Origin of the sequence: Hymenobacter busanensis (genome assembly GCF_008727865.1) — a bacterium.
Lineage (GTDB): Bacteria > Bacteroidota > Bacteroidia > Cytophagales > Hymenobacteraceae > Solirubrum > Solirubrum busanense.
Genome location: NZ_VTWU01000001.1, coordinates 787604 through 811183, shown reverse-complemented (window position 1 = coordinate 811183; position 23580 = coordinate 787604). Strand labels below are relative to the sequence as shown.

At 62.3% G+C, this 23580-nt stretch carries 21 protein-coding genes; 8 read left to right on the top strand and 13 right to left on the bottom strand.

Going from position 1 to position 23580, the window contains the following annotated elements; all coding sequences use genetic code 11:
* The first annotated feature begins 109 nt into the window (after positions 1 to 109).
* Positions 110 to 1495 carry a dihydrolipoamide acetyltransferase family protein gene (locus tag F0P96_RS03385; RefSeq protein ID WP_151077319.1) on the top strand — a complete coding sequence of 462 codons (1386 nt, stop codon included), beginning with the start codon at positions 110 to 112 and terminating at the stop codon, positions 1493 to 1495.
* A gap of 66 nt (positions 1496 to 1561) precedes the next feature.
* The gene (locus tag F0P96_RS03380; RefSeq protein WP_151077318.1) at positions 1562 to 1780 is read left to right on the top strand and encodes a hypothetical protein; all 219 of its coding nucleotides are present in this window, start codon (positions 1562 to 1564) and stop codon (positions 1778 to 1780) included.
* A 107-nt stretch (positions 1781 to 1887) separates the two neighbouring features.
* Here F0P96_RS03380 and F0P96_RS03375 read toward each other — a convergent pair whose 3' ends face one another.
* Positions 1888 to 4521 (bottom strand): valine--tRNA ligase, encoded by a 2634-nt coding sequence (locus F0P96_RS03375; protein WP_151077317.1) that lies wholly within the window; start codon positions 4519 to 4521, stop codon positions 1888 to 1890.
* Between the two features lie 243 nt (positions 4522 to 4764).
* Here F0P96_RS03375 and F0P96_RS03370 point away from each other — a divergent pair, with 243 nt between their 5' ends.
* Together F0P96_RS03370 and F0P96_RS03365 are read left to right on the top strand one after the other, a co-directional pair.
* Positions 4765 to 5709: a carbon-nitrogen hydrolase family protein gene (locus tag F0P96_RS03370; protein WP_151077316.1), complete on the top strand. Its 945-nt coding sequence runs from the start codon at positions 4765 to 4767 to the stop codon at positions 5707 to 5709.
* Between the two features lie 39 nt (positions 5710 to 5748).
* Positions 5749 to 6987, top strand: coding sequence for an N-acetyl sugar amidotransferase (locus F0P96_RS03365; protein ID WP_151077315.1), 1239 nt, complete (start codon positions 5749 to 5751; stop codon positions 6985 to 6987).
* A gap of 146 nt (positions 6988 to 7133) precedes the next feature.
* On the opposite strand, the gene F0P96_RS03360 is transcribed toward F0P96_RS03365, so the two are convergent.
* The gene (locus F0P96_RS03360) at positions 7134 to 7484 is read right to left on the bottom strand and encodes a 4Fe-4S dicluster domain-containing protein (protein WP_151077314.1); all 351 of its coding nucleotides are present in this window, start codon (positions 7482 to 7484) and stop codon (positions 7134 to 7136) included.
* A gap of 175 nt (positions 7485 to 7659) precedes the next feature.
* Here F0P96_RS03360 and F0P96_RS03355 point away from each other — a divergent pair, with 175 nt between their 5' ends.
* The 3 genes from F0P96_RS03355 (at position 7660) to F0P96_RS03345 (ending at position 9432) form a co-directional block, all read left to right on the top strand.
* The gene (locus F0P96_RS03355; protein WP_151077313.1) at positions 7660 to 8676 is read left to right on the top strand and encodes an aldehyde dehydrogenase family protein; all 1017 of its coding nucleotides are present in this window, start codon (positions 7660 to 7662) and stop codon (positions 8674 to 8676) included.
* Positions 8677 to 8791: 115 nt separating this feature from the next.
* Positions 8792 to 9091, top strand: a complete 300-nt coding sequence (locus F0P96_RS03350) for a hypothetical protein (protein ID WP_151077312.1) — start codon at positions 8792 to 8794, stop codon at positions 9089 to 9091.
* A gap of 122 nt (positions 9092 to 9213) precedes the next feature.
* Positions 9214 to 9432, top strand: a complete 219-nt coding sequence (locus tag F0P96_RS03345; RefSeq protein ID WP_151077311.1) for a hypothetical protein — start codon at positions 9214 to 9216, stop codon at positions 9430 to 9432.
* Between the two features lie 183 nt (positions 9433 to 9615).
* On the opposite strand, the gene F0P96_RS03340 is transcribed toward F0P96_RS03345, so the two are convergent.
* The 8 genes from F0P96_RS03340 to F0P96_RS03305 all read right to left on the bottom strand — a co-directional run bounded on the left by F0P96_RS03340 (position 9616) and on the right by F0P96_RS03305 (position 20694).
* Positions 9616 to 10488 carry a nucleoside phosphorylase gene (locus F0P96_RS03340; protein ID WP_151077310.1) on the bottom strand — a complete coding sequence of 291 codons (873 nt, stop codon included), beginning with the start codon at positions 10486 to 10488 and terminating at the stop codon, positions 9616 to 9618.
* Positions 10489 to 10657: 169 nt separating this feature from the next.
* On the bottom strand, positions 10658 to 11611 hold the full coding sequence (gene trhO / locus F0P96_RS03335; RefSeq protein ID WP_151077309.1) for an oxygen-dependent tRNA uridine(34) hydroxylase TrhO: 954 nt from the start codon (positions 11609 to 11611) through the stop codon (positions 10658 to 10660).
* Positions 11612 to 11703: 92 nt separating this feature from the next.
* A complete protein-coding gene (locus tag F0P96_RS03330; protein ID WP_151077308.1) occupies positions 11704 to 12336 on the bottom strand; it encodes a NeuD/PglB/VioB family sugar acetyltransferase in 633 nt (210 codons plus the stop codon).
* Between the two features lie 83 nt (positions 12337 to 12419).
* Positions 12420 to 13697 carry a hypothetical protein gene (locus tag F0P96_RS03325; protein ID WP_151077307.1) on the bottom strand — a complete coding sequence of 426 codons (1278 nt, stop codon included), beginning with the start codon at positions 13695 to 13697 and terminating at the stop codon, positions 12420 to 12422.
* Positions 13694 to 15016 carry a DUF2851 family protein gene (locus tag F0P96_RS03320; RefSeq protein ID WP_151077306.1) on the bottom strand — a complete coding sequence of 441 codons (1323 nt, stop codon included), beginning with the start codon at positions 15014 to 15016 and terminating at the stop codon, positions 13694 to 13696. Before F0P96_RS03320 ends, F0P96_RS03325 begins: the two co-directional genes overlap by 4 nt.
* Positions 15017 to 15159: 143 nt before the next feature.
* Positions 15160 to 15804 carry an outer membrane lipoprotein periplasmic chaperone LolA1 gene (gene lolA1, locus F0P96_RS03315; RefSeq protein WP_151077305.1) on the bottom strand — a complete coding sequence of 215 codons (645 nt, stop codon included), beginning with the start codon at positions 15802 to 15804 and terminating at the stop codon, positions 15160 to 15162.
* 104 nt (positions 15805 to 15908) lie between these two features.
* Positions 15909 to 18785: an FtsK/SpoIIIE family DNA translocase gene (locus F0P96_RS03310; protein WP_160619992.1), complete on the bottom strand. Its 2877-nt coding sequence runs from the start codon at positions 18783 to 18785 to the stop codon at positions 15909 to 15911.
* Positions 18786 to 18966: 181 nt separating this feature from the next.
* On the bottom strand, positions 18967 to 20694 hold the full coding sequence (locus F0P96_RS03305; protein WP_151077303.1) for a DUF6044 family protein: 1728 nt from the start codon (positions 20692 to 20694) through the stop codon (positions 18967 to 18969).
* A 93-nt stretch (positions 20695 to 20787) separates the two neighbouring features.
* Between F0P96_RS03305 and F0P96_RS03300 the strand changes: the two genes are divergently transcribed.
* Positions 20788 to 21228: a hypothetical protein gene (locus tag F0P96_RS03300; RefSeq protein ID WP_151077302.1), complete on the top strand. Its 441-nt coding sequence runs from the start codon at positions 20788 to 20790 to the stop codon at positions 21226 to 21228.
* A gap of 93 nt (positions 21229 to 21321) precedes the next feature.
* Here the strand turns inward: F0P96_RS03300 and F0P96_RS03295 are convergent, their stop codons facing one another.
* The 3 genes from F0P96_RS03295 to F0P96_RS03285 form a co-directional block, all read right to left on the bottom strand.
* Entirely contained in the window at positions 21322 to 21837 is a 516-nt protein-coding gene (locus F0P96_RS03295) for a hypothetical protein (protein ID WP_151077301.1), read from the bottom strand.
* Positions 21838 to 22023: 186 nt separating this feature from the next.
* Positions 22024 to 22929: a site-specific tyrosine recombinase XerD gene (gene xerD, locus F0P96_RS03290; RefSeq protein WP_201743879.1), complete on the bottom strand. Its 906-nt coding sequence runs from the start codon at positions 22927 to 22929 to the stop codon at positions 22024 to 22026.
* Between the two features lie 36 nt (positions 22930 to 22965).
* The gene (locus F0P96_RS03285) at positions 22966 to 23562 is read right to left on the bottom strand and encodes a Riean_0653 family protein (protein WP_151077300.1); all 597 of its coding nucleotides are present in this window, start codon (positions 23560 to 23562) and stop codon (positions 22966 to 22968) included.
* Positions 23563 to 23580: the final 18 nt, after the last annotated feature.

Below are 23580 nucleotides of genomic sequence, written 5' to 3'. Positions count from 1 at the left end.
CGGCAATGGGCAAATCAGCTACCTTTGGCCCCGATTTCAGCCCTTGCCGCCGGGCATCGGCCACCCGCTCCCTTCGTTTCCCCAATTCCCAATACCCAAGAAAACACGCATGGCACGAGTCGAAATGGTGATGCCCAAGATGGGCGAAAGTATCATGGAAGGCACCGTTCTGAAATGGCTCAAGCAGGTGGGCGACACCATCGACCAGGACGAATCGGTGCTGGAGGTGGCCACCGACAAAGTGGACACGGAGGTACCCGCCATTCACGCCGGCGTGCTGCAGCAGATTTTGGTGCAGGAAGGCCAGGTAGTAGCTGTCGGTGCTCCCATTGCCGTTATCGAAACCGACGCCGCGGCGGCTTCCTCCAACGGGCAAGCTTCTGCTGCTGAAACAGCGCCGGCGGCCACGCCCGCTGCCAACGAAGCCGAAGAAACCGCCGACAACGTGCCGTTTGTGCCTGCTGCTTCGGCCGGTAGCGCGCAGCTAGGCGAGGCCCAGCCCGGCCGCTTCTATTCGCCGCTGGTGCTCAACATTGCCCGCGAAGAAGGCATTTCGATGGCGGACTTGGAGCGCCTGCCCGGCACCGGCCAGCAAGGCCGCGTAACCAAGAAAGACATCCTCGACTTTGTGGCCAACCGCGGCCAGCAACCGGCGGCTTCTGCGCAAGCTGCCCCTGCTGCGGCCGCGGCCCCGGTTTCTCCGGCACCCGCCGCAGCTCCGCAGGCGCAGCCAGCCGCGGTTAACAACCAGCCAGCTGCCAGCAAGCCGACGCCGTCGGTTTCCGGCAACCAGGAGTTGATAGAAATGGACCGCATGCGCAAGATGATTGCCCAGCGCATGGTCGACTCGAAACGCATTTCGCCGCACGTGACGTCCTTCGTGGAAGCCGACGTAACGGAAATCGTGAACTGGCGCAACAAGCACAAGGACGCCTACAAGAAGCGCGAAGGCGAAAACCTGACCTTTACGCCCATCTTCATTCAGGCCGTGGCCCGCGCCATTCAGGACTTCCCGAACATCAACGTATCGGTTGACGGGGACTACATCATCAAGAAGCGCGACATCAACATTGGGGTGGCCGTGGCCCTGCCCTCGGGCAACCTCATCGTGCCCGTCATTCACAACGCCGACCAGCTGAACCTGAACGGCCTCTCGAAGCGCGTGAATGACCTGGCCACCCGCGCCCGCGCCAACAAGCTAAAGCCCGAAGACCTCGAAGGCGGTACCTACACACTTTCGAACGTGGGTTCGTTCGGCAACGTGATGGGCACGCCCATCATCATGCAGCCGCAGGTGGCCATCATGGCCGTGGGCGCCATCAAGAAGAAGCCAGCCGTCATCGAAACCCCGCAGGGCGACCTTATCGGCATTCGTCACTTCATGTTCCTCTCGCACAGCTACGACCACCGCGTGGTCGACGGCTCGTTGGGTGGCCAGTTCGTGCGCAAAGTGGCCGACTACCTGGAGCAATTCGATCCGAACACGGCTATCTAAGCCACTGCCTTTACTTGAACAAGCCCGTCACTTCGACGGGCTTTTCTTTTTGACTTACTTCACGTTATGAAAAACATTCTTACCCTGCTGGCACTGGTATTGTCGCTGGGCACCATCATCTACCTGTACCTGCAACTCTCGACCTCGCAACAGGAGCTAGCCCTGGCTCAGCGGCACATCACCGACTGCGAGCAAGTGACTTTTCAGCTCCAGAATCAACTGACGCAACAGAGCCGGGAGAAGGCCGCCAAAGCCGGGCAACCCTTGCCCGGCGAGCAAGAGTAGCTCCGTCATAGAACTTGTTGCGGAAGCAAGCAGGTGAGTCCGTTGCAAGCAAAAGCGGCTGCTTCCCTAATAGGAGGCAGCCGCTTTTGCTTGCAACGGGACGAATACTACAGCGCCGCGAGGCTCTGCTCCAAGGCCGCAATTTTGGCTTCGGCGTCGGCCAGCTTCTGCCGTTCCTTCTCCACCAGCTCGGGCTTGGCGTTTTGCACAAACTTCTCGTTGCCGAGCTTCTGCAGCACCGAGGCGCGGAAGCCCTGGGTGTATTCCAGCTCTTTGCCGAGGCGTTCCTTTTCGGCGCCGAGGTCGATCTGGCCTTCCAGCGGCACAAAGAACTCCACGCCACCCGACACGAAGCCCACGGAAGCAGCCGGCGCCGCGTCCACAGCGTTGATTTCGGTGAGGGCCGAGAGCTTGCGGATGATGGCGTCGTACTCGCGCAACAGGGCCGTGTCGTCGGTTTTGGCGGCCAGCGTCAGCGGCTTGTTGGGGCCGAGGCCTTTCTGGTTGCGGATGTTGCGCACGCCGGCCACAATGTCCAGCGCGCGGTCCATGTTCGAGAGAATATCGGCGCTGCCGGCTACGGCCTGCTGCTTGGGCCAGGGTGCCACGCACACGTAGTCCTTGGGGCCGCGCTCGGCCAGCAAATGCCAGATTTCCTCGGTGATGAAGGGCATGAACGGGTGCAGGAGCTTAAGCAGCTGCTCGAAGAACCCGGTGGTGCGGCGCAGCGTTTCCGGGTCGATGGGCTGCTGGTAGGCGGGCTTCACCATTTCCAGGTACACCGAGCAGAAGTCGTCCCACACCAGCTTGTAGACCGTCATCAAGGAATCCGACATGCGGAACTTGTCGAAGTGGTCTTCCAGCTGCGCAAGCGCGTCCTGCAGCTTGGCTTGGAACCACTCGGTGGCCTTCTCGTTGGGGAAGAGCAGCTCGGCATTTACTTCCCAGCCCTGCGTGAGGCGGAAGGCGTTCCAGATCTTGTTGGTGAAGTTGCGGCCCTGCTCCACGAGCTTGATGTCGAAGAGCAAATCGTTGCCGGCCGGCGACGAGAACAGCATGCCGGTGCGCACGCCGTCGGCCCCGTACTGGGCAATGAGGTCTAAGGGGTCGGGCGAGTTGCCGAGCTGCTTGCTCATTTTGCGGCCCTGGTCGTCGCGCACGATGCCCGTGAGGTACACGTTGCGGAAGGGTACGTCGTGGCGGTATTCCAACCCGGCCATGATCATGCGCGCCACCCAGAAGAACAGGATTTCGGGGGCGGTTACCAAGTCGTCGGTTGGGTAGTAATAGTTAATATCGGCGTTGTCGGGGTCCTTGAAACCGTCGAACACCGAGATGGGCCACAGCCACGACGAGAACCAGGTATCGAGCACGTCTTCGTCCTGGCGCAAGTCGCTTATTTGCAGCGCACTGTTGCCGCTCTGCTCACGTGCTTGTTCAAGCGCCTCTTCGGCCGTGAGGGCCACCACGAAGGAGCCGTCGGGCAGGTAGAACGCGGGTATGCGCTGGCCCCACCAGAGCTGGCGCGAGATGCACCAGTCGCGGATGTTTTCCATCCACACGCGGTAGGTGTTCTTGAACTTGGCGGGGTAGAGCTTCACGCGGTCGTCCTCCACCACTTGCAGGGCGGGGCCGGCCATTTCGGCCATCTTCAGAAACCACTGCATGCTCAGGCGCGGCTCAATCACGGCGCCGGTGCGCTCGGAGGTCTGCAGGATGCTCTGGTACTCGTCGACTTTCACCAGCAGGCCGGCGGCGTCGAGGTCCTTGGCAATCTGCTTGCGCACGGCAAAGCGGTCCTGCCCCACGTAGAGCACCGCTTTTTCGTTGAGCGTGCCGTTGTCGTTCAGAATATCGATGACGGGCAGGTTGTGCTTCTGGCCCAGCTCGTAGTCGTTCAAATCGTGCGCGGGCGTCACCTTCAGAGCGCCGGTGCCGAAGTCCATGGTCACGTATTCGTCGGCAATAACCGGGATGGCGCGGCCGAGCAGCGGAATCTGCACTTGCTGGCCGATCAGGTGCTGGTACCGCTCGTCGTGGGGGTTCACGCACACGGCCACGTCGGCCATGATGGTTTCGGGGCGGGAGGTAGCCACGGTCAGGAATTCGCCCTCCGCACCCACCACGGGGTAGCGCAGGTAGAACATCTTCAGCTGGCTTTCCTTCGACACCACTTCCTCGTCGCTGATGGCGGTGAGGCCCTGCGGGTCCCAGTTGACCATGCGCACGCCGCGGTAAATCAGCCCCTTCTGGTAGAGGTCGACGAACACGCGCAGCACGGCTTCGGTCAGGTCGGGCTCCATGGTGAAGCGCGTGCGCGACCAGTCACACGAGGCGCCAAGCTTCTTGAGCTGCTCCAGGATGATGCCGCCGTACTTCTCCTTCCACTCCCAGGCGTACTTCAGGAATTCCTCGCGGGTGAGGTCGGTTTTGGCAATGCCGCGCTCCTTGAGCATCTGCACCACCTTGGCCTCGGTGGCAATGGAAGCGTGGTCGGTGCCGGGCACCCAGCAGGCTTCCTTGCCCAGCATACGGGCCCGGCGCACCAGCACGTCCTGAATGGTGTTGTTGAGCATGTGGCCCATGTGCAGCACGCCCGTCACGTTGGGCGGCGGAATCACCACCGAGTAGGCGGGCTTGCGCGGGTTGGGCTTCGACTGAAAAAAGCCTTGCTCCTGCCAGCGTTGGTACCACTTTTCTTCGACCTCGGCGGGCTGGTAGGTTTTGGCAATAGGCTCCATAGGGCGGCGCTAATTCTGATTGGGAAGCCGCAAAAGTAGGCATTTCGGGGCGGCAGCGGAAGTTTCGCTCATTCCCATCGGATGAGGCGTTGTTGGAATAGAAAATTCCGCTTTTGGCGTAGAATACCGTTAATTTTGAGACCCGACAAAGGCAAGGCGCAAGGGTTTAATCAGGTTCCTGATTAATTTTAAAATTCGCGTTGCCCCTTTTCCGCTTCCGTCTGCAGACGCCGTAGTTTCCCCATGAATCTGTTTACCCGTCGGAAAAAGACCGATGCCGCGGTTGCGCCACCGCACCCGTCTGCCTCTCCCCAGTCCGATTCGCCCGCCCCGCTCACCCACGGCACGCTGCGGGTGGGCATGGGCCAGCTGCTGGTGGAAGGTGGCGAGCCGGCGCGCAACCTCGACCGCGCGGCCCGCATGATTGCCGAAGCCGCCGAGCAGCAGTGCGACCTGGTGTTGCTGCCCGAAACCCTCGACTTTGCCTGGACGCACCCCAGCGCCCTCACCGAAGCCCAGCCCATTCCCGGCCTTTACTCCGACCGCCTCTGCCAGGAAGCCCGCCGCAACAACATCTACGTATGCGCCGGCCTCACCGAAAAAGCCGCCGACGGCCGCATCTACAACGCCGCGCTGCTCATCAACCCGCAGGGCGAAATTCTGGTCAAATACCACAAGATCAACCTGCTCACCGTGGAGCAGCCGTTCTACAGCGTGGGCCAGACGCTGAACGTGGTAGACACCCCGCTTGGCAAAATCGGCGTGAACGTGTGCGCCGACAACTACATCGACGGCCTGAGCATTGGCCATACGCTGGCCCGCATGGGCGCCGAGTTTATTCTGGCGCCGGCCTCGTGGACGGTTGATTACTCGCTCACCGAAGAAGACGACCCCTACCGCGAAAAGTGGGTGAAGCCGTTCAGCATTCTGGCCAAGCTCTACAACGTCGTCGTCGTCAGCACCACTTCCGTCGGCTACATTGTGGGCGGGCCCTACGAGGGCAAAAAAAGCGTGGGCTGCTCCCTGGCCGTGGCCGCCGACGGCATCAAAGCCCAGGGCACCTTCAATGAATTTGCCGGCGAATTGATTGTGGCCGATTTGCCCCGCCCGCGCCGCCCCGAGCAAGGCACCCAAATCGGGGAAATGCTCGTGCGCAAGGGCTACCAGTTCGACCACCTGCCCGCTTAACCTTATCCGCCCCGCTTGCCCAGTTCCGCGCAGCCGCCTATGCCCCAAACTTTAGTTCAAACACCTACCTCCTTGACCGCGCCCACTCCTACGCCGACCGTTTTGGTTGCTCCCCAGCAGCCTGCTGGACAACAGTGCACGCGCTGCATCATGGATACCACCGTGCCGGGCATCCACTTCGATGCGCGGGGCGAATGCAACTTCTGCGCCCTGCACGACAAGCTCGACCGCGACAACCCGCTGGGCGAAGCCGGTGAGAAATACGTGCAGAGCGCCGTGGCCGACATGAAACGCCTCGGCCGCGGCAAAAAATACGACTGCGTGCTGGGCGTGAGCGGCGGCCGCGACAGCAGCTACACGCTCTGGTACTGCGTGGTGAAGCTGGGTTTGCGCCCCCTGGCCGTGCATTTCAACGACGGTTTCGGCAACCCTGTGGCCGGCGAAAACATGGTGAAAACCTGCCGCAAGCTGGGCGTGGAGCTGCGCACCATCACTTCCGACTGGCGCGAATCGAAAGACCTCAAGATTGCCTTCCTGAAAGCGTCGACGCCCGACATCGAAGAAGGCACGGACGTGGGCATTGCCACGGCCCTGTACGGGGTGGCGGCCAAGGAAGGCGTGCAGCGCATCGTTATCGGGCAGTCGTTCCGCACCGAGGGCATTGCGCCGCTTTCCTGGAATTTCCTCGACGGCAAGTACCTGAAGGCCGTGCACCGGCAGTTTGGCACAGTGCCGCTGCGCCGGTGGAGCCCCACCGACCCGGGCTTCCACCTCGACCTGAAGGAAATGTTCTACTACACCATCGTGCGCGGCATTCGCACCGTTACGCTGCTCTACCACCTGCCCTACGTGCGCGTGACGGTGGACGAGTTGCTGGAGCGCGAGCTGGATTGGGTGAACCCCGGCGCGCACTACTTCGACGACCTCTACCAGAGCGTTATCTACTACCTGAACCGCACCAAGTTCAACATCGACCGGCGCCTGTTCAACTACTCGGCCTTGGTGCGCTCGGGCCAGATGACGCGCGACGAAGCGCTGGAAAAGTGCCGCCACGTTAACGCCATCGAAGACGAGAAAGTCATCAACCTGTGCATCAAGCGCCTGGGCCTCACGCGCGAGGAGTTCGAGCAGATTGTGGCTGCGCCGGTGAAAACCTTCCGCGACTACCCCAATAACTACACGCTGATTCGGCTGCTGCGCTGGCCCATCAAAATTGCCAGCAAAATGCGCCTGCTGCCCGAATCGGCCTACGACAAATACTTCAACTGCGGCACCTGAACCACGGATTCTCGCGGATTTTGTGGACGGTTCAGTGTCCGATCCGCAGCTCAGGAAGTCTTCTTTCCCGAAAGCAAAAAGCCACTCCCTGCGGAGTGGCTTTTTGCTTGAATCATCGTCCGCGGAATCCGCAAGAATCCGTGGTCCTAGGCGATGTGCAGCCAGTCTTTCTTCTGGAGCAGGCGCTCCTGGGTTTCGCGGTAGTCGGGGTCGTCTACGCAGCAGTCGACGGGGCACACGGCGGCGCACTGGGGCTCTTCGTGGAAACCCACGCACTCGGTGCACTTGTCCGACACGATGTAGTAATACTCGTCCGACACCGGCACTTGTGGGCTGGTAGCGTCCACCTGCTTGCCGCCATCGACCTCAATCGTGCCTTTGAGCGTCGTGCCGTCGGCCCAGCGCCAGTTGGCGCCGCCTTCGTAAATGGCGTTGTTGGGGCATTCCGGTTCGCAGGCACCGCAGTTGATGCACTCGTCGGTTATCATGATGGCCATAGCCGTGGGGTCGTTGGTAAGTGGAGGGAGATGCTGCTGATACGCAGCCGGGCGGGCGCAGGATTTGTACCATCAACAGCGCTAGCGCCCGGCAAGTTGGCGCGCAATCGGGCAAAAGTAGCACCGCCGCCGGTTTCTTACGAACTTTCGGCCCCGCTTACGGCTTATTTTCCCCATGACCCATCCCGAACGCCTCGCCGCCTTTGTGCGCCTGGGCCAGCGCCTGCGCACCCTTTCCGACGACGAACTGCACGCTCTGGCGGCCCGCGCCCGCAACCACAACGCCTGGTTCGACCTGCCCAACGTGCGTAGCGCTGTGGCCGGCGTAGCGCATCTGCTCGAAGAAGACACGCTCACCCGCTGGGCCGCCCACTACCCTGCCGAGCCCGCCGCGGCGCCGCGCCGCGTGGGCGTCGTCATGGCCGGCAATATTCCCATGGTGGGCTTTCACGACCTGCTGTGCGTGCTGCTGAGCGGCCACACGCTGCTGGCCAAGCTCTCGGCCGACGACAACATTCTGCTGCGCTGGGTGGCCGATGAGCTGTTGCGCATCGAGCCGCGCTTTGCCAATCGGCTGCAGTTTGTGGAGCTGTTGCGCGAGGCCGACGCCTTCATTGCCACCGGCTCCGACAATACCGCCCGCTACTTCGAATACTACTTCAGCAAAAAGCCCCACCTGATTCGGCGCAACCGCTCCAGCCTGGGCGTGCTGGCCGGCCTGGAGCCGCGCGAAGACCTGGCGGCGTTCGGGGCCGATATCTTCCAATACTACGGTTTAGGCTGCCGCAACGTGTCGAAGCTGCTGGTGCCGGCCGGCTACGATTTCACGCCGCTGCTCGATTCGCTGCAGCCCTGGGCGCACGTGCTCGACCACCACCGCTACAACAACAACTACGACTACCAGAAAAGCCTGCTGCTGGTCAACCGCGTTCCGCACTTTGATTCGGGTTTTCTGCTGCTGACCGAAAGCATGCAGCTCGTCTCCCCTATTTCGGTGCTGCACTACAGCGAATACGCCGACGCGGCCGACCTGGAGCAGCAGCTGGCCGAAGTGGCCCCGCAAACCCAGTGCGTGGTGTCGGTAAATGGCTGGCTGGCGGGCAGCGTGCCGGCCGGCAAGGCCCAACAGCCCAGCGTGGGCGACTACGCTGACGGTGTGGATACGATGGCCTTTTTGACGGCTTTAGCGTAACTTAATCAGGCCGCGCTTTTCCGGGGTAAAACCTTCATTGGGGCTTCACCCAGGGGCATACTTTTTGGCACGGTTGTTTGTTCTACCTCCTGAACTCACCGACTTTTCAAGCCTTATGCAAGTCGCCACCGAACCTGCCGAAACCGTCGAGAAAGAATCCATTCCGACGCTGCGTTTCTCTTCCGAAGACGTGCTGCCCACCCCGGCCGAGCGCATTGCCCGGCGCCACGACGCGGAGCGGGCGTGTGCCCTGGGCAACAACTACCACGGAAAGCTCGACATCTATTTCCGCACCGCCGACGGCACCGCCAAGCGGGTGCAGACCACCGTGTGGGCCGTGCACGAAGAGTACCTCACGCTCAAGGCCGGCGTCAGCATTCCGCTGCGGGCCGTACTCGGCTTCGACTTCTACTAAGCTGTTCGGCCCCCGCGTCTCATCCGGCGTGGGGGCCGCTGCCTTGCGGCCTGGGTTAGCGTGTTTTCGCTACTTTTTTGGCGAAAATTTTCTGCTTTGTCTAGTCGTTTGACACTTTCCTCATGAACATCATTTCCACGCTTTGGGGCATTGTGGTGCTCCTGCTGGCCGTGCTAGCTTTGTTTCCGCTGCTGGGCTGGGCCAATTGGTTTATCCTGATTCTGGCTGTCATTGGGCTAATCATCGGGGCGTTTGGCAAACGCAGAACCGGCCTGATTCTCAATGGCGTGGCTATTCTCATTGCCTGCTTGCGGTTGTTCATTGGCGGCGGCATCATCTGACCACGGATTCGGACGAATTACGGACGGATGTCACAGATCTAGGGGACGATTCAACTCTGCTTTTCCAATAGGCATTAAAAGCAAGAGCCACCCCAAACGGGTGGCTCTTGCTTTGGATAGAAACTTCCGATGTGCCTTCCACAAAATCCGTGACATCCATCCGTAATCCGCCCGAATCCGTGGCTACAGGCGTTCTAGGGTTTTGGCAATCAAATCGTTTACCACTTGGTCGGGGCGCTCGGCAAACTCGCCGGTAGCACGGTTGGCCACTATGGCGTTCAGCGACACCACTTCGTGGCCCAACATGCGGCCCAGGGCGTAGTAGCCGGCCGTTTCCATCTCGAAGTTGGTGAGGCGGAACGTGCCTTCGGCATTCGAGTACTGCACGCTGCGCAGGCGCTCCAGCAAGTCGGGGTAGCGCAGCGCGAGGCGCAGGGAGCGGCCCTGCGGACCGTAGAAGCCGGGGCACGTCACGGTGTTGCCCGAAATCATGCCCACGCCCAGCTGCTCGCGCAGCAAATCGGAGCCGAGCACGCAGTACGGGCGGTAGTCGAGGCCCACGGCTTGCTGCACGGCGGTGGCAAACTCCACTTCGGCCCCGGTTTCCACCAGCGGGTAAAACTGCATCAGCGACTCCAGCCCAATGGCGTGCTCCGACACCAGGTGCGAGCCGACCGGAATATCGGGCTGCATGGTGCCGCTGGTGCCGATGCGAATGATGCGCAGCTTGATGTGCTCTTCGATGGGTAGCGGCTGGCGCGTGACGAAGTCGATGTTTACCAGTGCGTCCAGCTCGTTGAGCACGATGTCGAGGTTATCGGTACCGATGCCGGTAGAAACGACCGTCAGGCGTTTGCCGCGGTAGTAGCCCACGTGCGTCACAAATTCGCGCTTGCTGATTTCGGTTTCGATGGAATCGAAATGCCGGCTCACCTGCGCCACGCGGTCGGGGTCGCCGACGGTGATGATGGTATCGGAAATGTGGTCGGGCAGCAGGTTCAGGTGGTAAATGCTACCATCGGCGTTCAGAATCAGCTCGGAGTTGGCAATGGCCATGGGGAAAGGTGTTTGGAGTGACGAGGTATTGCGTTACGAATTACGCGTTATGCCGCACAAATGTGCTACGGCTGGCCCTACCCCAGGAAAGCGCAGCCCCGTAAGCCATTGAAAAGAAACGCCGGCCTGGTTTTCCGGCCGGCGTTCCAAGGGAAATTATGCCGATAGGCTACTTGCCCGGAGCCCGGTACGAGTACAGGCCCTGCTCGGGGTTGTAGTGGTTGCTCTGCTTGGGGTAGGTGCCAGTGCCGTCGTAGGGGCGTTTGTCGGGGTGCTGCTGGCAGGCGTCGGAGCAGGCGCCCTGCCGCGCTTCGGCGCAGGTTTCGCACATCACCACGTGGGCGTTGCAGTGCGGGTTGGCGCAGTTCACCATCCGCTCGTCGGGGCGGCCGCAGCCGGTGCAGGTGGCAATGACCGAGGGGTTTACGGTGTTGACGTCCACGGCCACGCGGCCGTCGAACACGTAGCATTTGCCCTCAAAATCCTCGCCGCCGGCTTCCAGACCGTACTTGATGATGCCGCCGTGCAGCTGGTACACGTTTTCGAAGCCCTGCTCCAGCAGAAACGCCGAGGCCTTTTCGCACTTGATGCCGCCGGTGCAGTACGTCAGGATTTTCTTGTCCTGAAACTCGCGCAGGCGCTCCACGCGGTCGGGAAACTCGCGGAAATTCTCAATGTCGAGCGTCACTGCGTTTTTGAAGCGGCCGAGGTTGTACTCGTAGTCGGAGCGCACGTCCACCACCACCACGTCGTCGCGGTCTTTCAGGGCGCGGAACTCCTCTGGCGAGAGGTGCGTGCCGGTGCGCTCGTAGGGCTTGATGTGGGGCAAATCGGCGTGCACGATTTCGGGCTTCACGCGCACGTGCAGCTTCTGAAACGTGTGGGCCGGCGCCTCATCTACCTTAAACTCCAGCGCCGCAAAGCGCGGGTCGGCCTTCACCGCCTGCATGTACGCTTCGCAGTTGGCCACGGTGCCCGACACGGTGCCGTTCAGCCCCTCGCCGGCCACGATGATGCGGCCGCGCAAATCGAGGCGCAGGCACAGGCGGTGGTGCTCGTCGCGAAACGCGTCGACGTCCTCGATGGGCGTGTAGCAATAGTAAAGTAAAACGCGGTAATCCATTGTAGAGAAATGAGATTTGAGAACGTAGAACTTAGCTGCGCCAATGAAAGGTCGGAGTCGCCTTCTTCGTTCTGAACTCTACCATCTAAGCTCTAGACTTTGGTGGCGGGGTTGCCGAACACGGTTTGGCCGGCCGGCACATCGGCCACGACTACAGAACCAGCGCCGATGCGGGCTTTGGCGCCGATTTTCACGCCGGCCACTAGCACAGCGCCCGAACCGATGAAAGCCTGCTCGCCCACCGTCACGTCGCTGTTGACGACGGCCCCGGCACCCACGTTCACGAAATCGGCCAGCTCGGCTTTGCTGTCGACCACGGCCCGGGCACCCAGGATGCAGCCGTTGGCCAGCTTGGCCCCGGCCGCTACCACGGCCCCCGCCGACACCAGGTTGCCGTGCCCCAGCCACGCGTGCTCCGACACGCTGGCGGCGCGGTGGATGGCGTTGACGGGCACTTGCTCGTACTGCTCGCGCAGCATGTTGGTGAGCGAGCGGCGGCTGGCGGTGTCGTCGGCGGCCACAAACACCTCGCACTTCTTGCCCAGCAGGTTCAGGTACTGCTCGTCGTCGGTAGCGCCCATGATGGGCACGTCGTAGAGTTCGGTGTCTTTGAGTTTGGCGTCGTCGTCGAGCAGGCAGTAGACCACCACGTCGTTGCTGGTGAAAGCGTCGAGGGCGGCGGAACCGAGCGCCTTGGCGCCCAGAATGATGACCGGATTTTCCATGCAGATAGCAAAAGCCCGGGCCAAACCGCCCGTAGCAAGCCGCAAAGATACGCCGCGCCACGCCCCAAGCCAACCGCAGCCCTTCAGCGGATGCCGAAGAGCCGCAGGCGCCGCAGCCAGTCAGAAACCGTGGGCTGACTTAGCAGCACATACACCAGCAGCGGGAGCCACGAGGCGCGGTAGCGGCTCAGCGTGCCCAGGTTGGGCGTACTCAGCCCCAGCAAGGCCGCCAGCGCCAGGCAATACGTCAGGAGCATCAGCAGCAGCGCAAACGGCAACGGGCCCTGGCGGCGGCGCATCACATCGAGCAACGCCACGCCCATGATGATCAGGAGCAGCAGGTTTTCGAATGCCGATATGCCGTAGAACAGTGAGTCGCCTTCCCAGATGAACGGGCGGAACAAGGCACTGGCTACGGCCTTGGGCACGTAGCCGGCCATGCTCTCGGCCGTGGGTGCCAGGTGGGGTAGGTCGATGTATGGACGGCCGTACGACTTCTCGCGCAGGCCAGCGTAGGTGCGGGTGAGTTGGCTGGCAAACTTATTGAACCGGAAAACGGGACTGACTTCACTGGCCAGCCACAACCCGCTCCCGATAACCGCGGCAAACACAAGGGTCTGTTGCCAGCGGCGGCGCATGAGTCCCAGCAATTCGAGCACGCGCACCGCTACCAGCCCGGCCAAACCCGCCAACAGCACACCGCCGAAGAAGAAGCGCATCTTAAACTGCAGGACTGCCAGTAGCAAGCCCCCCATTACCAGCAGCCCCGCTCGGCGCGACGCCCCCCCGTACAGCAACCGTAGCGCCACCGCCAGCAACCCCGCGCCACTGGCCAGCAGCAGGCTTTCCTTGGTGATGCCCGTGGTCCAGTACAGCGCCGACGGCCACAGCAGCAAGCCCACTATGGCCGCGCCGCGGGTGCCCGGAAACAACCGGCTTAGTACCCGCACCAAATACCAGCAGCCGATAAAACTGGCTACAGAAAAGTAAAGCGCATTCAGCCAGAGCGAGCCGCCCGTTACCACGTTTAGAGCCGAGAGCAGCTTGATGAGAAACAGGGTATTGGAGTGGCCGTGGTAAACCAGGCTCTGCCCCGCATAATGAAATTCATCCTGCGTGAGCATGCGCAGCCATGCCCTCGGCTCGGCCCAAAGCTGCTGCGTAAACCGGCGGGCCCAAAGCTGAAAAAAAACCGCATCGGCGCTGGGCACGGCCGCCGAGATACTACCTGACAAGAGCCGCAGCCCCAACGCGGGCACCACAAAATGCCCCAGACTGGGTAATTGCCGCTGGGCCCGGAGCCAACGCCACAGCCCCAGCAGCACCAAGCCGTTGCCCGCAAAAATCAGCAGCAGTTTCACCGGGCAGTGGGCACATTACGTTGCAGAATACGGCTACCGATGGCGCAGTGCAGGCAGCGGCGTGGCTGGCAATAGCCCCGGTGCAGGGCCAGCAGCCCTTGCGAGTCGGCGGCGGTGCGGTGGCGAAACTGCAGGGCCTCGTAGGGCGCCAGCACGCTGTTTTGCTCGCGCGGCAGTTGCGCCAGCAAGTCCACGGCAGCTTCCACGGCGGCTTGATTGTCGAGCGAGCGGGCGTGGGCTACCCGCAGCGGCACCACCACGTTGCTGATGAGCAGGTGGGCACTGCTGCGGCCCAGCGCGGGCACCGCGCCGGCCGCCGGCACACCGGGCCGGTAGTGGCGGCGCCAATACTCACTCACGGGCACTAACAGCAGCTTTTCCAGCGTGGCAACCGTGGGCGCATCCAGCAAGGGCTGAAACAGGCGGGACTGCGCGTGCAGCACGGCCGCCAGCTGCGCCAGCCGCACCGTGGGAAAATTAGCCGGCCGCAGGCGCAGAAAATTCCACGTATGTGCCGGCAGGGCCGAATCCATCAGCTGGTATTTATGGGCCAGAAAATCGTACTCTCGCCGCAGCTCGGCACAGTAGGCATCGGGGGCTTCGGCGGCGGGCGGCAGCAGGCCGGCTTGCCCGAACAGCAGTGCCTCGGTTTGGCGCAGGCCGTGGCGGTGGCGGCGCAGCACGGGCAGCGGCAGGGCCTGCGCCAGCTGCGTCAGGGCTTCGGTGTTTTTCTTGAAGCCAAAGCCCGCAGCCAGCACCAACCAAGCCGTCATTTCCCAATCGTGGCCGGTCTGGGCATGCAGGTCCTGTACTTGCTCGGCTTTGTCGGCCACGCGCTCCAGCAGCACCCGCTCCACCATCATCAGGCGCGTCAGTTCGGGCACGGTGGGCAAGGCAGCGGCACAGGGCAGCAAATCAGGCGCCGGCGCAGTCAGCAGGGCTTCGTAGGCCGCCAGCAAAGTAGGCGCCAGGCGCGGCGCCAAGGCCAGCACGGGCACTTCGGTACCGTCGGTGCGGTGCACGGGCTGGTCGGCCGTCAGCACCACGTGCAGTACCACCTGGTCGTATTTCTTATCGGTTTGGTGCTGGTGGCGGTGCCAGTCGGAAGCGAACAAGTGAATTTCTACCGCGCCGTTCCATTCCACGTCGCCCAGCACGAGGCGGGCGTTCAGGAAATCGGGGCCGGCATCGGCGTTGCGAAATCCGGGACGCAGCACCACCACGTCGTCGCCCTGCTCGGTGCGCAACTGCGTTTTATCGAAATACTGATGCTGCCAGACGTAATGGAGAAAATCTTCCTGCATAAATCCACGAGGCATCGAACGCCATACGTGCAGCAAAATAGGGTTTCGCGGCAGTATTTGCTGCGAAACTGCGGCAATCCACCACGTTCCAGCTTTAAAACAAGCCGGCCCGCCCCTGCTAAGCGCAGAAGCGGGCCGACGATAACTGTAATTGAAACCTAGCGCAGGTCAATCACCTTCACGCCTTTGTACTTCGCTTTGTCGAAGTTGAACGTGTTGGCATCGACGGGCACGTTGGGCTCGAATTTCTTGATAGCGAAGGTGTAGCGGTTGCCGTTCTTCTTGAACATCTTCCAGCTTTTCACCGACTTATCGGCCTTGCTCACGTTCAGCCGCACTTTGTACACCTGGTTGTTATGGTCTTCCGGCGACAACTCAATCACGTCGCAGGCTACGCCACCTTCCTTCGATTCGCCGGCGTAGGCATATTTGTAGCCCTTCTTGTAGAGCGTATAGATCTGCGAAGGCGAAATTTCCTGGTCATCGGGGTCGTAATCCGAGATATTGACCTCGTTTTCCGACTTCATGTAGGTCCACATCGTCTGGCCGTTGTTGATGACTTCCTGGCCGTTGAGCTTCAGGCGAAACTTGGGCCCGCTCACGATGATGTCGCCGCTGATGTTTTCCTTCACCTTGGCCGTCTGGTTTTCCAGCGTCTGGGTAAACGAAGCCTTAAAGGCCTTCATGGCCTGGTACTTCGCACTCATCTGGTCAAGAATTTTGGCGGCTTTGGGGTCCTGCTGCGCGGGGGCGGCGTGCGCGAGGGTGGCACTCAGGGCAAGCAGGGCGAATAATTTTTTCATGGAGAGAAAAGAGTGGACGGGGGCCAGAGCGCGGAATGGACGGCAGAAGCCGGAAGTGGTTTAAAGCAGCCGTTGCACCTGCTGGCAGTATCCCATACTGAGAACTACTTCGGCAGGTTATTCAACAACTGTTCCAAAGCGTATTCGTCCGGAATTAAAACTTCGCGCGCCTTGCTGCCTTCAAACGGTCCAACGATGCCTGCGTGTTCCAATTGGTCGATTAATCGTCCGGCGCGGTTGTAGCCGAGCTTGAGTTTGCGCTGAATAAGCGAGGTGCTGCCCTGCTGGTGCAACACAATCACGCGGGCGGCTTCCTCAAACATGGAGTCGCGGTCGGTGGGGTCGAAATCGTCGCCGCCACCGTTGCCGCTGCCGCTTTCGCCCACCACTTCCGGCAGCATGTAGGCATCGGAGTAGCCTTGCTGCTCGCCCACAAAGTCGCAGAGGCGGTCTACTTCGGGCGTGTCGATGAAGGCGCACTGCACGCGAATCAGGTCGGAACCCGCCGAGAACAGCATGTCACCTTGTCCGACGAGCTGGTCGGCGCCACCGGTATCGAGGATGGTGCGCGAGTCGATTTTGCTCGTCACCTTGAAGCTGATGCGGCAAGGGAAGTTGGCCTTGATGATACCGGTAATTACGTTTACCGACGGGCGCTGGGTGGCCACAATCAGGTGAATGCCAATGGCCCGGGCCAGCTGCGCGAGGCGGGCAATGGGCGTTTCCACCTCCTTACCGGCGGTCATCATCAGGTCGGCCAGCTCGTCAATCACCAGCACAATGAAGGGCATGTAGCGGTGGCCCTTCTTGGGGTTGAGGCGGCGCTCGGTGAACTTGCGGTTGTACTCGCTCAGGTTGCGGCAGCCGGCGTCCTTCAGCAGGTCGTAGCGGCGGTCCATTTCCATGCACAGCGAGTTGAGCGTGTTCACCACCTTCTTGGTGTCGGTGATGATGGCTTCCTCGGTATCGGGCAGCTTGGCCAGGAAGTGCCGTTCAATCTTGTTGAAGATGCTCAGTTCCACCTTTTTGGGGTCGACGAGCACAAACTTGAGCTGCGACGGATGGCGCTTGTAGAGCAGCGAGGCCAGAATCACGTTCAGGCCCACTGACTTACCTTGACCGGTGGCACCGGCCATCAGCAAGTGCGGCATCTTGGCCAGGTCGGCCACAAACACTTCGTTGGTGATGGTGCGGCCGAAGGCAATCGGCAAGCTCATTTCGGTTTTGGCGAACTTCTCGGTGGCGAAAACCGAGCGGATGCTCACCATTTCCTTCTTGGTGTTCGGCACCTCAATACCGATGGTTCCCTTGCCCGGAATGGGCGCGATGATGCGAATGCCGAGGGCCGCGAGGCTCAGGGCAATGTCGTCTTCGAGGCTCTTAATCTTGGAGATGCGCACCCCGGCGTCGGGCACGATTTCGTAGAGCGTGACGGTGGGTCCGATGGTGGCTTTGATGGAGGCGATGTTGATGCCGTAGTGGCCCAGCGTCTCCACAATGCGGTCTTTGTTGGCTTCCAGCTCTTCCTTGCTCACCTGCGCCTTGGCCTGGCCGTAGTCGTTGAGTAGCTCCAGCGTGGGGTATTGGTAGCGCGGCAAATCCAGCGTGGGGTCGTAGTTGACACTGGGCATAGCGTCCTCGTCTTCTTCCACCACCGCGGCCACGTCGGCGCCGGCGTTGGGGTCCAGCTCGTCCGTGTCGGTTTCGATTTCCAGCTCGGGCTCCGGCATTTCGACTTCGAAGGCCGGGCCTTTGGCTACCGGCTTGGGCAGCGGCGCGTCGTCATCGGCCAAATCGGCCATCGACAGCGGCGTGGGCACGCGCGCCGCCGGCGCTTCGGCAACCGGCGCTTCAATAGAGAAACTGGGACCGGCCGCTGCGGCAGCCACCGCCCCCGTAAGGGCTGTGCTGGCAGCCGTGGTAGCCGCTCCCGACGCACCGCCCAACGCCAGCGAAGCAGCTCCTGCGGCCGATACCGCGGAAGCTGCAGGGCGCAGGTCGAGGTCAGTTTCGGTGCTGTCGTCGTCGAGCGTAAACGGTACGCTGGGGCGCGGTTTAGCGGGTTCGGTTGCGGTGGGTTTCACCGGGGCTGGCGGGGCCACTTCGGCCACCGGACCGGTGTAGCGCAGCTGCATGCCCATCGGCTCGTCCTCCTCTGCGTCCCCATCGAGCGAGGCCGTGGGGTTGGCGCCGTGATTCACGCCCCCGAGGCCGGTGCGGTCGTACGTATCGGGTTGGCGAATCGGCTCGTCGTCTTCTCCCAACCCGGCCAGGCTGGTGCGGCGCGGCAGGTTGATGGTGGTAACGTTGAAAAAGGCCACCACGAAGGAAATCAGCAGGAACGCCAGCAGCAGCACCGTGCCCCAGCCCAGCAGGCTGTCGAGCCATAAGGCGGCTTCGTAGCCCACCTGCCCGCTCAGAAAGTCTAGGCTGTGGGCCGTGCGCGGGTCGTCGGTGGGCGTTTGCACGCTCAGCACCAAGTAGCCCAGCAGCAAGCTCACCCAGAGCATGGCAAACAGGCACAAGGCCAGCACGTAGCTCAGAGAGAGGTCGAGGCGGCGGAACACGATTTTGTAGCCGAGGGCAAACGCCACCGGAATCAGCGCAAACGCGCCCAAGCCGAAGCCTTCGTAGATGAGCAGCTGCGCCATCCAGGCGCCGGTGAGGCCCAGCCAGTTGCCCGATTCCTGCCCGGCTTCCTTCACCGGCGTGTTGCCCAGGCCTTCGACGACGCTTTGGTCGGCGTGGCCGGTGAACAGGAACGAGAAGAAGGCAATGGTGAGAAACAGGGAAGTCAGTAGGAAGAAGAAGCCTGCGAACAGCTGAAACCGCCGGTCGTGCAGAAAGCTGAACATGCCGCCGAAATTGGGCAGCTTGAGCGGCTGCCGCGGCGGTTTGGGGGCTTTGGGAGCCGGCGGCGCATTGCGGCGACTCTCCCGCACGGGCTCGGGAGCAACCTCGGCCTTGGGCTGGTTGCGCACGGGGCGGGCTTCGTTGGTGGCTCGGGAGACGGAGCCATTCGCCGGTTTGAATGTATTTTTTGCCATTTGACGCGCCAAAGAGCCAAAATTAGGGGTTTCGGGCGAGTGAACAGGCGCTACGGGACCAGAGGCAGCGCGGAAAGTTTATTCACGCATTCTCGCTCCTGCCCCAGCCGCGCCGTTACGGCTTCGCTTCATAAAGATACACCCGCCAGTAGGCCGATGCATCGTCGTACTGCCGCAGCAGGTGCAAGCCGGCATGCTCGGGCCGCGCCAGCCGCGCCGCCGACAACACAAACCGCCCGCCCAGCTGCCGGAACGCGGCCGCATCGAACCGGTACTCCTGCACCACGGCCTGCTGCGCGCGGCCCACGCGGAAGTTGCGGCCCAGCTCGGCCGAGAACAGGTAGCAGCGGTTGCCCCAGCTGTCGAAGTAGCGGCGCAGTTCGGGGCTCTTGGCCAGCTCACCGGCTATCAGCGGCCGAAACCAGCGCTTGTAGGGCAGCGGGTAGTTGTTCTGGTAGCTATCGAGGGTGTAGAAGTCGTTGAGCTGGGCCACGGCCGGCGCGAAGCCTAAGCAAGCCACGCGCCACGCGGCCGCCGGCTGCCCGGTGCGCTGCTCCAGATCCAGCCGGATGCGGTGGAACAACGCGGGCGCCACGTACTGCCGCCAGGTGGGCTCGTGCGCCGCTGGGCGGCCCAGCCAGAGGCGCGCGTTGTTGACCCACTCGGGGTTGCTGACGAGGCCCACCACCAGCTGCAAACCCACCAGGCCCAGCCGCATCTTAGCCGACGACAGTTGCTGCAACGCCAGCACCAGCACCGCAAACCAGAGCATGGGCGAGAGAAAGTGAAACCGCGTGAGGTTGAATGCCCCAGCGCCCGGCGCGACGCGCTGCACCGGCGCCAGCAGTTGCGGATAGAAACCGCAGAAGCTGGCCAGCAGCAGCAACCCCAGCAGCAGCCACAGCACCGGCCGCAGCTGCTTTCCTGCCCGCTTCAGCCCGCCTTGCCGCCACTGTTCCGCCGTTGCCAGCGCCACCGTCAGCAGAATGACGCCGCGAAAAAACCGGCTGGCGTGGTATTGGCCGAACGCGAAAAACTGCACCGTGCTGCGCAGTCCTGCCACGAAGCCCGCTGGCGACAAATCGGCTGGTCGAAACGCAACGCGGTGAGGCACAAATGCGGGCTGCACCAGGACCGAGTGCAGCAAGGGCCACTCCACCACCGCATAGCTCAGAACAAGCAACGCCAGGCCCAGCCACGCTTCCCAGCGGAATTGCCGAAACCGAAAAGCATCAACGAGCAGCCCCACCCCCAGGCCGGCCCCGATGAATGCCCCGGCCAGCACCATATTTGACCACAGTGGAAACAACACCAGCACCAGCCAGCTGCTCCACCGGGCCCGGCCGGCGCGCAGGTTCAGCACGGCCCACAGCGGCCAGGGTGTGCCCAAGGCCGAAACGCCGTAGATGGTATAGTTTGGCAAGGCGGCCCAGGCCAGCGCGGTAGCCGCCGCCAGCCCGCGGTTGGCGGGTTCGGGCCAAGCGTAGCGGCGCAGCAATAAGTACATGCCTGCCAATGCCGCCAGCCGCACCAGCAGCTGATTGGTCCAGTACGCGGGCAGCGGGTCGAGCAGGCCAAACAGGGCCACAGTCAGGTTGAGGCCGGGGCGCAGGGCCACGCGCGGCAGCCCGTTCATGATGGCGGGCACCACGGTTTCGGGGCGGTAGTCGAATACCACCCCGAAGCGGTGCAGCAAATAGGGCACGTGCAGTTCGGCGTCGAGGTTATCGTCGATGAGCACGTAGCTGTCGGGCCCGCGCAGCACGCAGGGCAGCCACAGCAGCAGCAACGCCAGCCCCGCCAGCAGCCACGGGCGGCGCAGAATGGAAATGAAAACGGACATGCGCCGCAAAGGTCGGGGCCGCCGCCAACCTTTTTGCCACCCGCCGCGAATAAACAATGCCGCTGGTTTCCCTTAGCTTCTTGCCTGCCCGCCATGCGCCTGCACGATCTGTACAACGACGACGAGCACCTGTACTGCTCCATTCAGTTTGATGCGGCCAACCAGTGGCTCTATGCCACGTGGCAGGGCTACGTGCCCACGCCCGACGCCGAGCGGGGCGCCGAGGCCTACCTCACGGAGCTGCGCCAACGCCACTGCCCCGGCCTGCTCAACGACAACAGCCGTATTGCCGGGCCCTGGTTCGACTCGACAGCCTGGCTGGAGCAGATTTGGGCGCCGCAAGCCGCGGAGCTGGGCTTGCGCTACGTGGCCCACGTCACCCCACCCGATGGCTTTGCCGCCTCCCTCGACGTAGCCGCGCGCCGCCCCTTCGGCACGCAGTTCGAGCTGCAGATTTTCGACGACCTGACCGCAGCGCAGGACTGGCTGCTCCGCTGCTACGCGGCCGAAAAAACCCCGCACCGACTGGCTTAATTGAGTCTAAAACGCATTCGGATACGCATAAAAAAGCCCGGCCTGCAGGACCGGGCTTTTGACTTTCTGATGAATGCAGGTAAACGCAGCCGCCTATTCGATAATGGTTTCCGAGGCCACGGTTGCCTGCATTTCGTAGCCGGCCGGAATGACCGCGTCTTTGCCTTTCTTGAGCAGAAACAGCGGGCTGACCACCACGGCCAGCGCAATGGCGCCGCCCTTGGCGTCGTCGCCGCTTTGCCCCACACCGGTGCCAGTCAGCGGAATCATCTGCCCGTCGACGGCCTGCACCACGGTGGGCCGAATGGAGAGGCTGCCCTCTTTGCCCATGCCCTTGCGCTGCTCGGCACTCACCACCTGCGCACTGCCCGCCGAGCCGGCTTTTACCACGGTGCGCCCGCCAATCACCACGTCGTACTTCACGCGCAACGACACGCTCTGGCCCACCTGCGCATCTTTCGACGACAAGGGGTTGGCGGTTTCGAGCACCACCAGCGTGCCGGCTTTCAGGGTGGTGGTCTTGGGTTTGGCCTTGGATTTCTGGGCGTAGCTGGCGGGCAGCAAGAGCACGGTCAGCACAAAAACAAGCAGCAGTCGAACGGTACGCATAGCGGAAAGGAAAAAGTGGAACCGAAGCGCATGCCCCGAAGCCGCTCCCCGAGTCGACCTCGTGACCAAACAGGCGGCGCGGGCGTTGCCTCACCTACCCTGGCGCCAGCTGCGGACGGCGCAGCATAGCTCTACTAAAATATAGTACCGACGCCAATAAGTTGATAGCCCGGCGTGGAAATCCGCTTAGCTGCGCGGGTGAAACGCCGTAATGACCTGCCGCAGGTAGTCGCGGTCGAGGTGGGTGTAGATTTCGGTGGTCGTGATGCTTTCGTGGCCCAGCATTTCCTGCACGGCGCGCAGGTCGGCGCCGCCTTCGATGAGGTGCGTGGCGAAGGAATGGCGGAACGTGTGCGGGCTGATGGTTTTGCGCACTCCGGCTTTGGCAGCGGTGTCCTTGATGATGTTGAACACCATCACGCGCGACAAAGCGCCGCCGCGGCGGTTCAGAAACACAATGTCCTCGGAGCCTTTCTGCACGTCGAGGTGGCAACGAATGGCGCTCAGGTATATGGCCACGTGCTTGAGCGCGTCGCGGCCGATGGGCACGAGGCGCTCCTTCGAGCCCTTGCCCAGCACCCGCACGAAGCCTTCGTCGGGGTAGAGGTTGGAGAGGCGCAGCCCAATGAGTTCCGACACGCGCAGGCCCGAGGAATACAGCACCTCCAGCATGGCGCGGTTGCGGGTGCCTTCGGGCGTGCTCATGTCGATGGCACTCAGCAACGACTCCACTTCTTCGTAGCTGAGCGTGTCGGGCAGTTTGCGCCCCAACTTCGGCGACTCCACCGTGTCGGTGGGGTCCTGCACGGCCAGGTCTTCGATGAGCAGAAACTTGTAGAAAGCACGCAGCCCCGACAACGTGCGCGCCTGCGACACAGCCGACAAACCCAACTCGCCCAGCCAGGCCAGAAAGTCGCGAATCAGGCGCGTGGTGACTTTTTCCGGCCCGGCAGGCAGCTTGTTGATTTCCAGAAACTGGCGCAGCTTGTCCACGTCGCGCACGTAGGCCTCAATAGAATGCCCCGACAGCGACTTTTCGAGCCGCAGGTAGCCTTCAAACTGTTTCAGAACCACATGCCAGTGCAACGCCATACGCCCGCAAAGCTACGCAGCGGCGGGCCAGCGCCCCTAATAGGCCTTCACGTCGAAGCGGCCGTCTTTCACCGTGATGGTTTTGCCGCCGGTGCCGGTGGCCGTAAACTCAAACGTGCCCGACACCACTGTGAACCGCGACGTGACGGTGTTGCCCAGCACGGTGGTTGTGGTGGTGCGCGGCTCTACTTTGGTGATGGTGAGCGTGCCTTGGTTGCCCGAGCCGGCCATGAAGCTTTCCATGTTGCTCAGGTCGTTGCCGCGCGACCAGTAGCTAGCCGCAAAGCCGTTGTTGAGCGTGTAGGTGCCGGGCGCAAACGTGGTCGTGTTCAACGTCAGCGTAAATTCTTCCCAACCCGGCGCGTCGTTGTGGTCATCGGAGGCAGTCAGGGTGAAACCACCGGAAGTCAGGTCGGCATCCAGGGGCGGCAGGAGCGTGTGGTCGGAAGCGGGGAGCCACAGCTTGCCATCGAGCATACAGCCGTAGGTTTGCTTGCCGTCCTGGGTAGCCTCGGGCAGCTTGGGCTTGATTTCGTCGATTACTTTCTTGCAGCCGCTACCGGCCACAGCCAGCGTCAGCAGCAAAGACAGCGCGGCGGCGCGGCGCAGCGGGTGGGCAGAGGGGAGGTTCATGAAGGTGCAAGTTAGCCA

Bases quoted from the DNA above. Each gene is read 5' to 3' on its own strand.
- F0P96_RS03330 (WP_151077308.1), bottom strand. From the start codon at position 12,336: ATGGAAAATCCGGTCATCATTCTGGGCGCCAAGGCGCTCGGTTCCGCC.
- F0P96_RS03345 (WP_151077311.1), top strand. From the start codon at position 9,214: ATGAACATCATTTCCACGCTTTGGGGCATTGTGGTGCTCCTGCTGGCC.
- F0P96_RS03295 (WP_151077301.1), bottom strand. From the start codon at position 21,837: ATGCGTACCGTTCGACTGCTGCTTGTTTTTGTGCTGACCGTGCTCTTG.
- F0P96_RS03340 (WP_151077310.1), bottom strand. From the start codon at position 10,488: ATGGCCATTGCCAACTCCGAGCTGATTCTGAACGCCGATGGTAGCATT.
- F0P96_RS03320 (WP_151077306.1), bottom strand. From the start codon at position 15,016: ATGCCTCGTGGATTTATGCAGGAAGATTTTCTCCATTACGTCTGGCAG.
- F0P96_RS03355 (WP_151077313.1), top strand. From the start codon at position 7,660: ATGACCCATCCCGAACGCCTCGCCGCCTTTGTGCGCCTGGGCCAGCGC.
- F0P96_RS03300 (WP_151077302.1), top strand. From the start codon at position 20,788: ATGCGCCTGCACGATCTGTACAACGACGACGAGCACCTGTACTGCTCC.
- lolA1 (WP_151077305.1), bottom strand. From the start codon at position 15,804: ATGAAAAAATTATTCGCCCTGCTTGCCCTGAGTGCCACCCTCGCGCAC.
- trhO (WP_151077309.1), bottom strand. From the start codon at position 11,611: ATGGATTACCGCGTTTTACTTTACTATTGCTACACGCCCATCGAGGAC.
- F0P96_RS03375 (WP_151077317.1), bottom strand. From the start codon at position 4,521: ATGGAGCCTATTGCCAAAACCTACCAGCCCGCCGAGGTCGAAGAAAAG.
- F0P96_RS03305 (WP_151077303.1), bottom strand. From the start codon at position 20,694: ATGTCCGTTTTCATTTCCATTCTGCGCCGCCCGTGGCTGCTGGCGGGG.
- F0P96_RS03350 (WP_151077312.1), top strand. From the start codon at position 8,792: ATGCAAGTCGCCACCGAACCTGCCGAAACCGTCGAGAAAGAATCCATT.
- F0P96_RS03380 (WP_151077318.1), top strand. From the start codon at position 1,562: ATGAAAAACATTCTTACCCTGCTGGCACTGGTATTGTCGCTGGGCACC.
- F0P96_RS03360 (WP_151077314.1), bottom strand. From the start codon at position 7,484: ATGGCCATCATGATAACCGACGAGTGCATCAACTGCGGTGCCTGCGAA.
- F0P96_RS03365 (WP_151077315.1), top strand. From the start codon at position 5,749: ATGCCCCAAACTTTAGTTCAAACACCTACCTCCTTGACCGCGCCCACT.
- F0P96_RS03385 (WP_151077319.1), top strand. From the start codon at position 110: ATGGCACGAGTCGAAATGGTGATGCCCAAGATGGGCGAAAGTATCATG.
- F0P96_RS03370 (WP_151077316.1), top strand. From the start codon at position 4,765: ATGAATCTGTTTACCCGTCGGAAAAAGACCGATGCCGCGGTTGCGCCA.
- F0P96_RS03285 (WP_151077300.1), bottom strand. From the start codon at position 23,562: ATGAACCTCCCCTCTGCCCACCCGCTGCGCCGCGCCGCCGCGCTGTCT.
- xerD (WP_201743879.1), bottom strand. From the start codon at position 22,929: ATGGCGTTGCACTGGCATGTGGTTCTGAAACAGTTTGAAGGCTACCTG.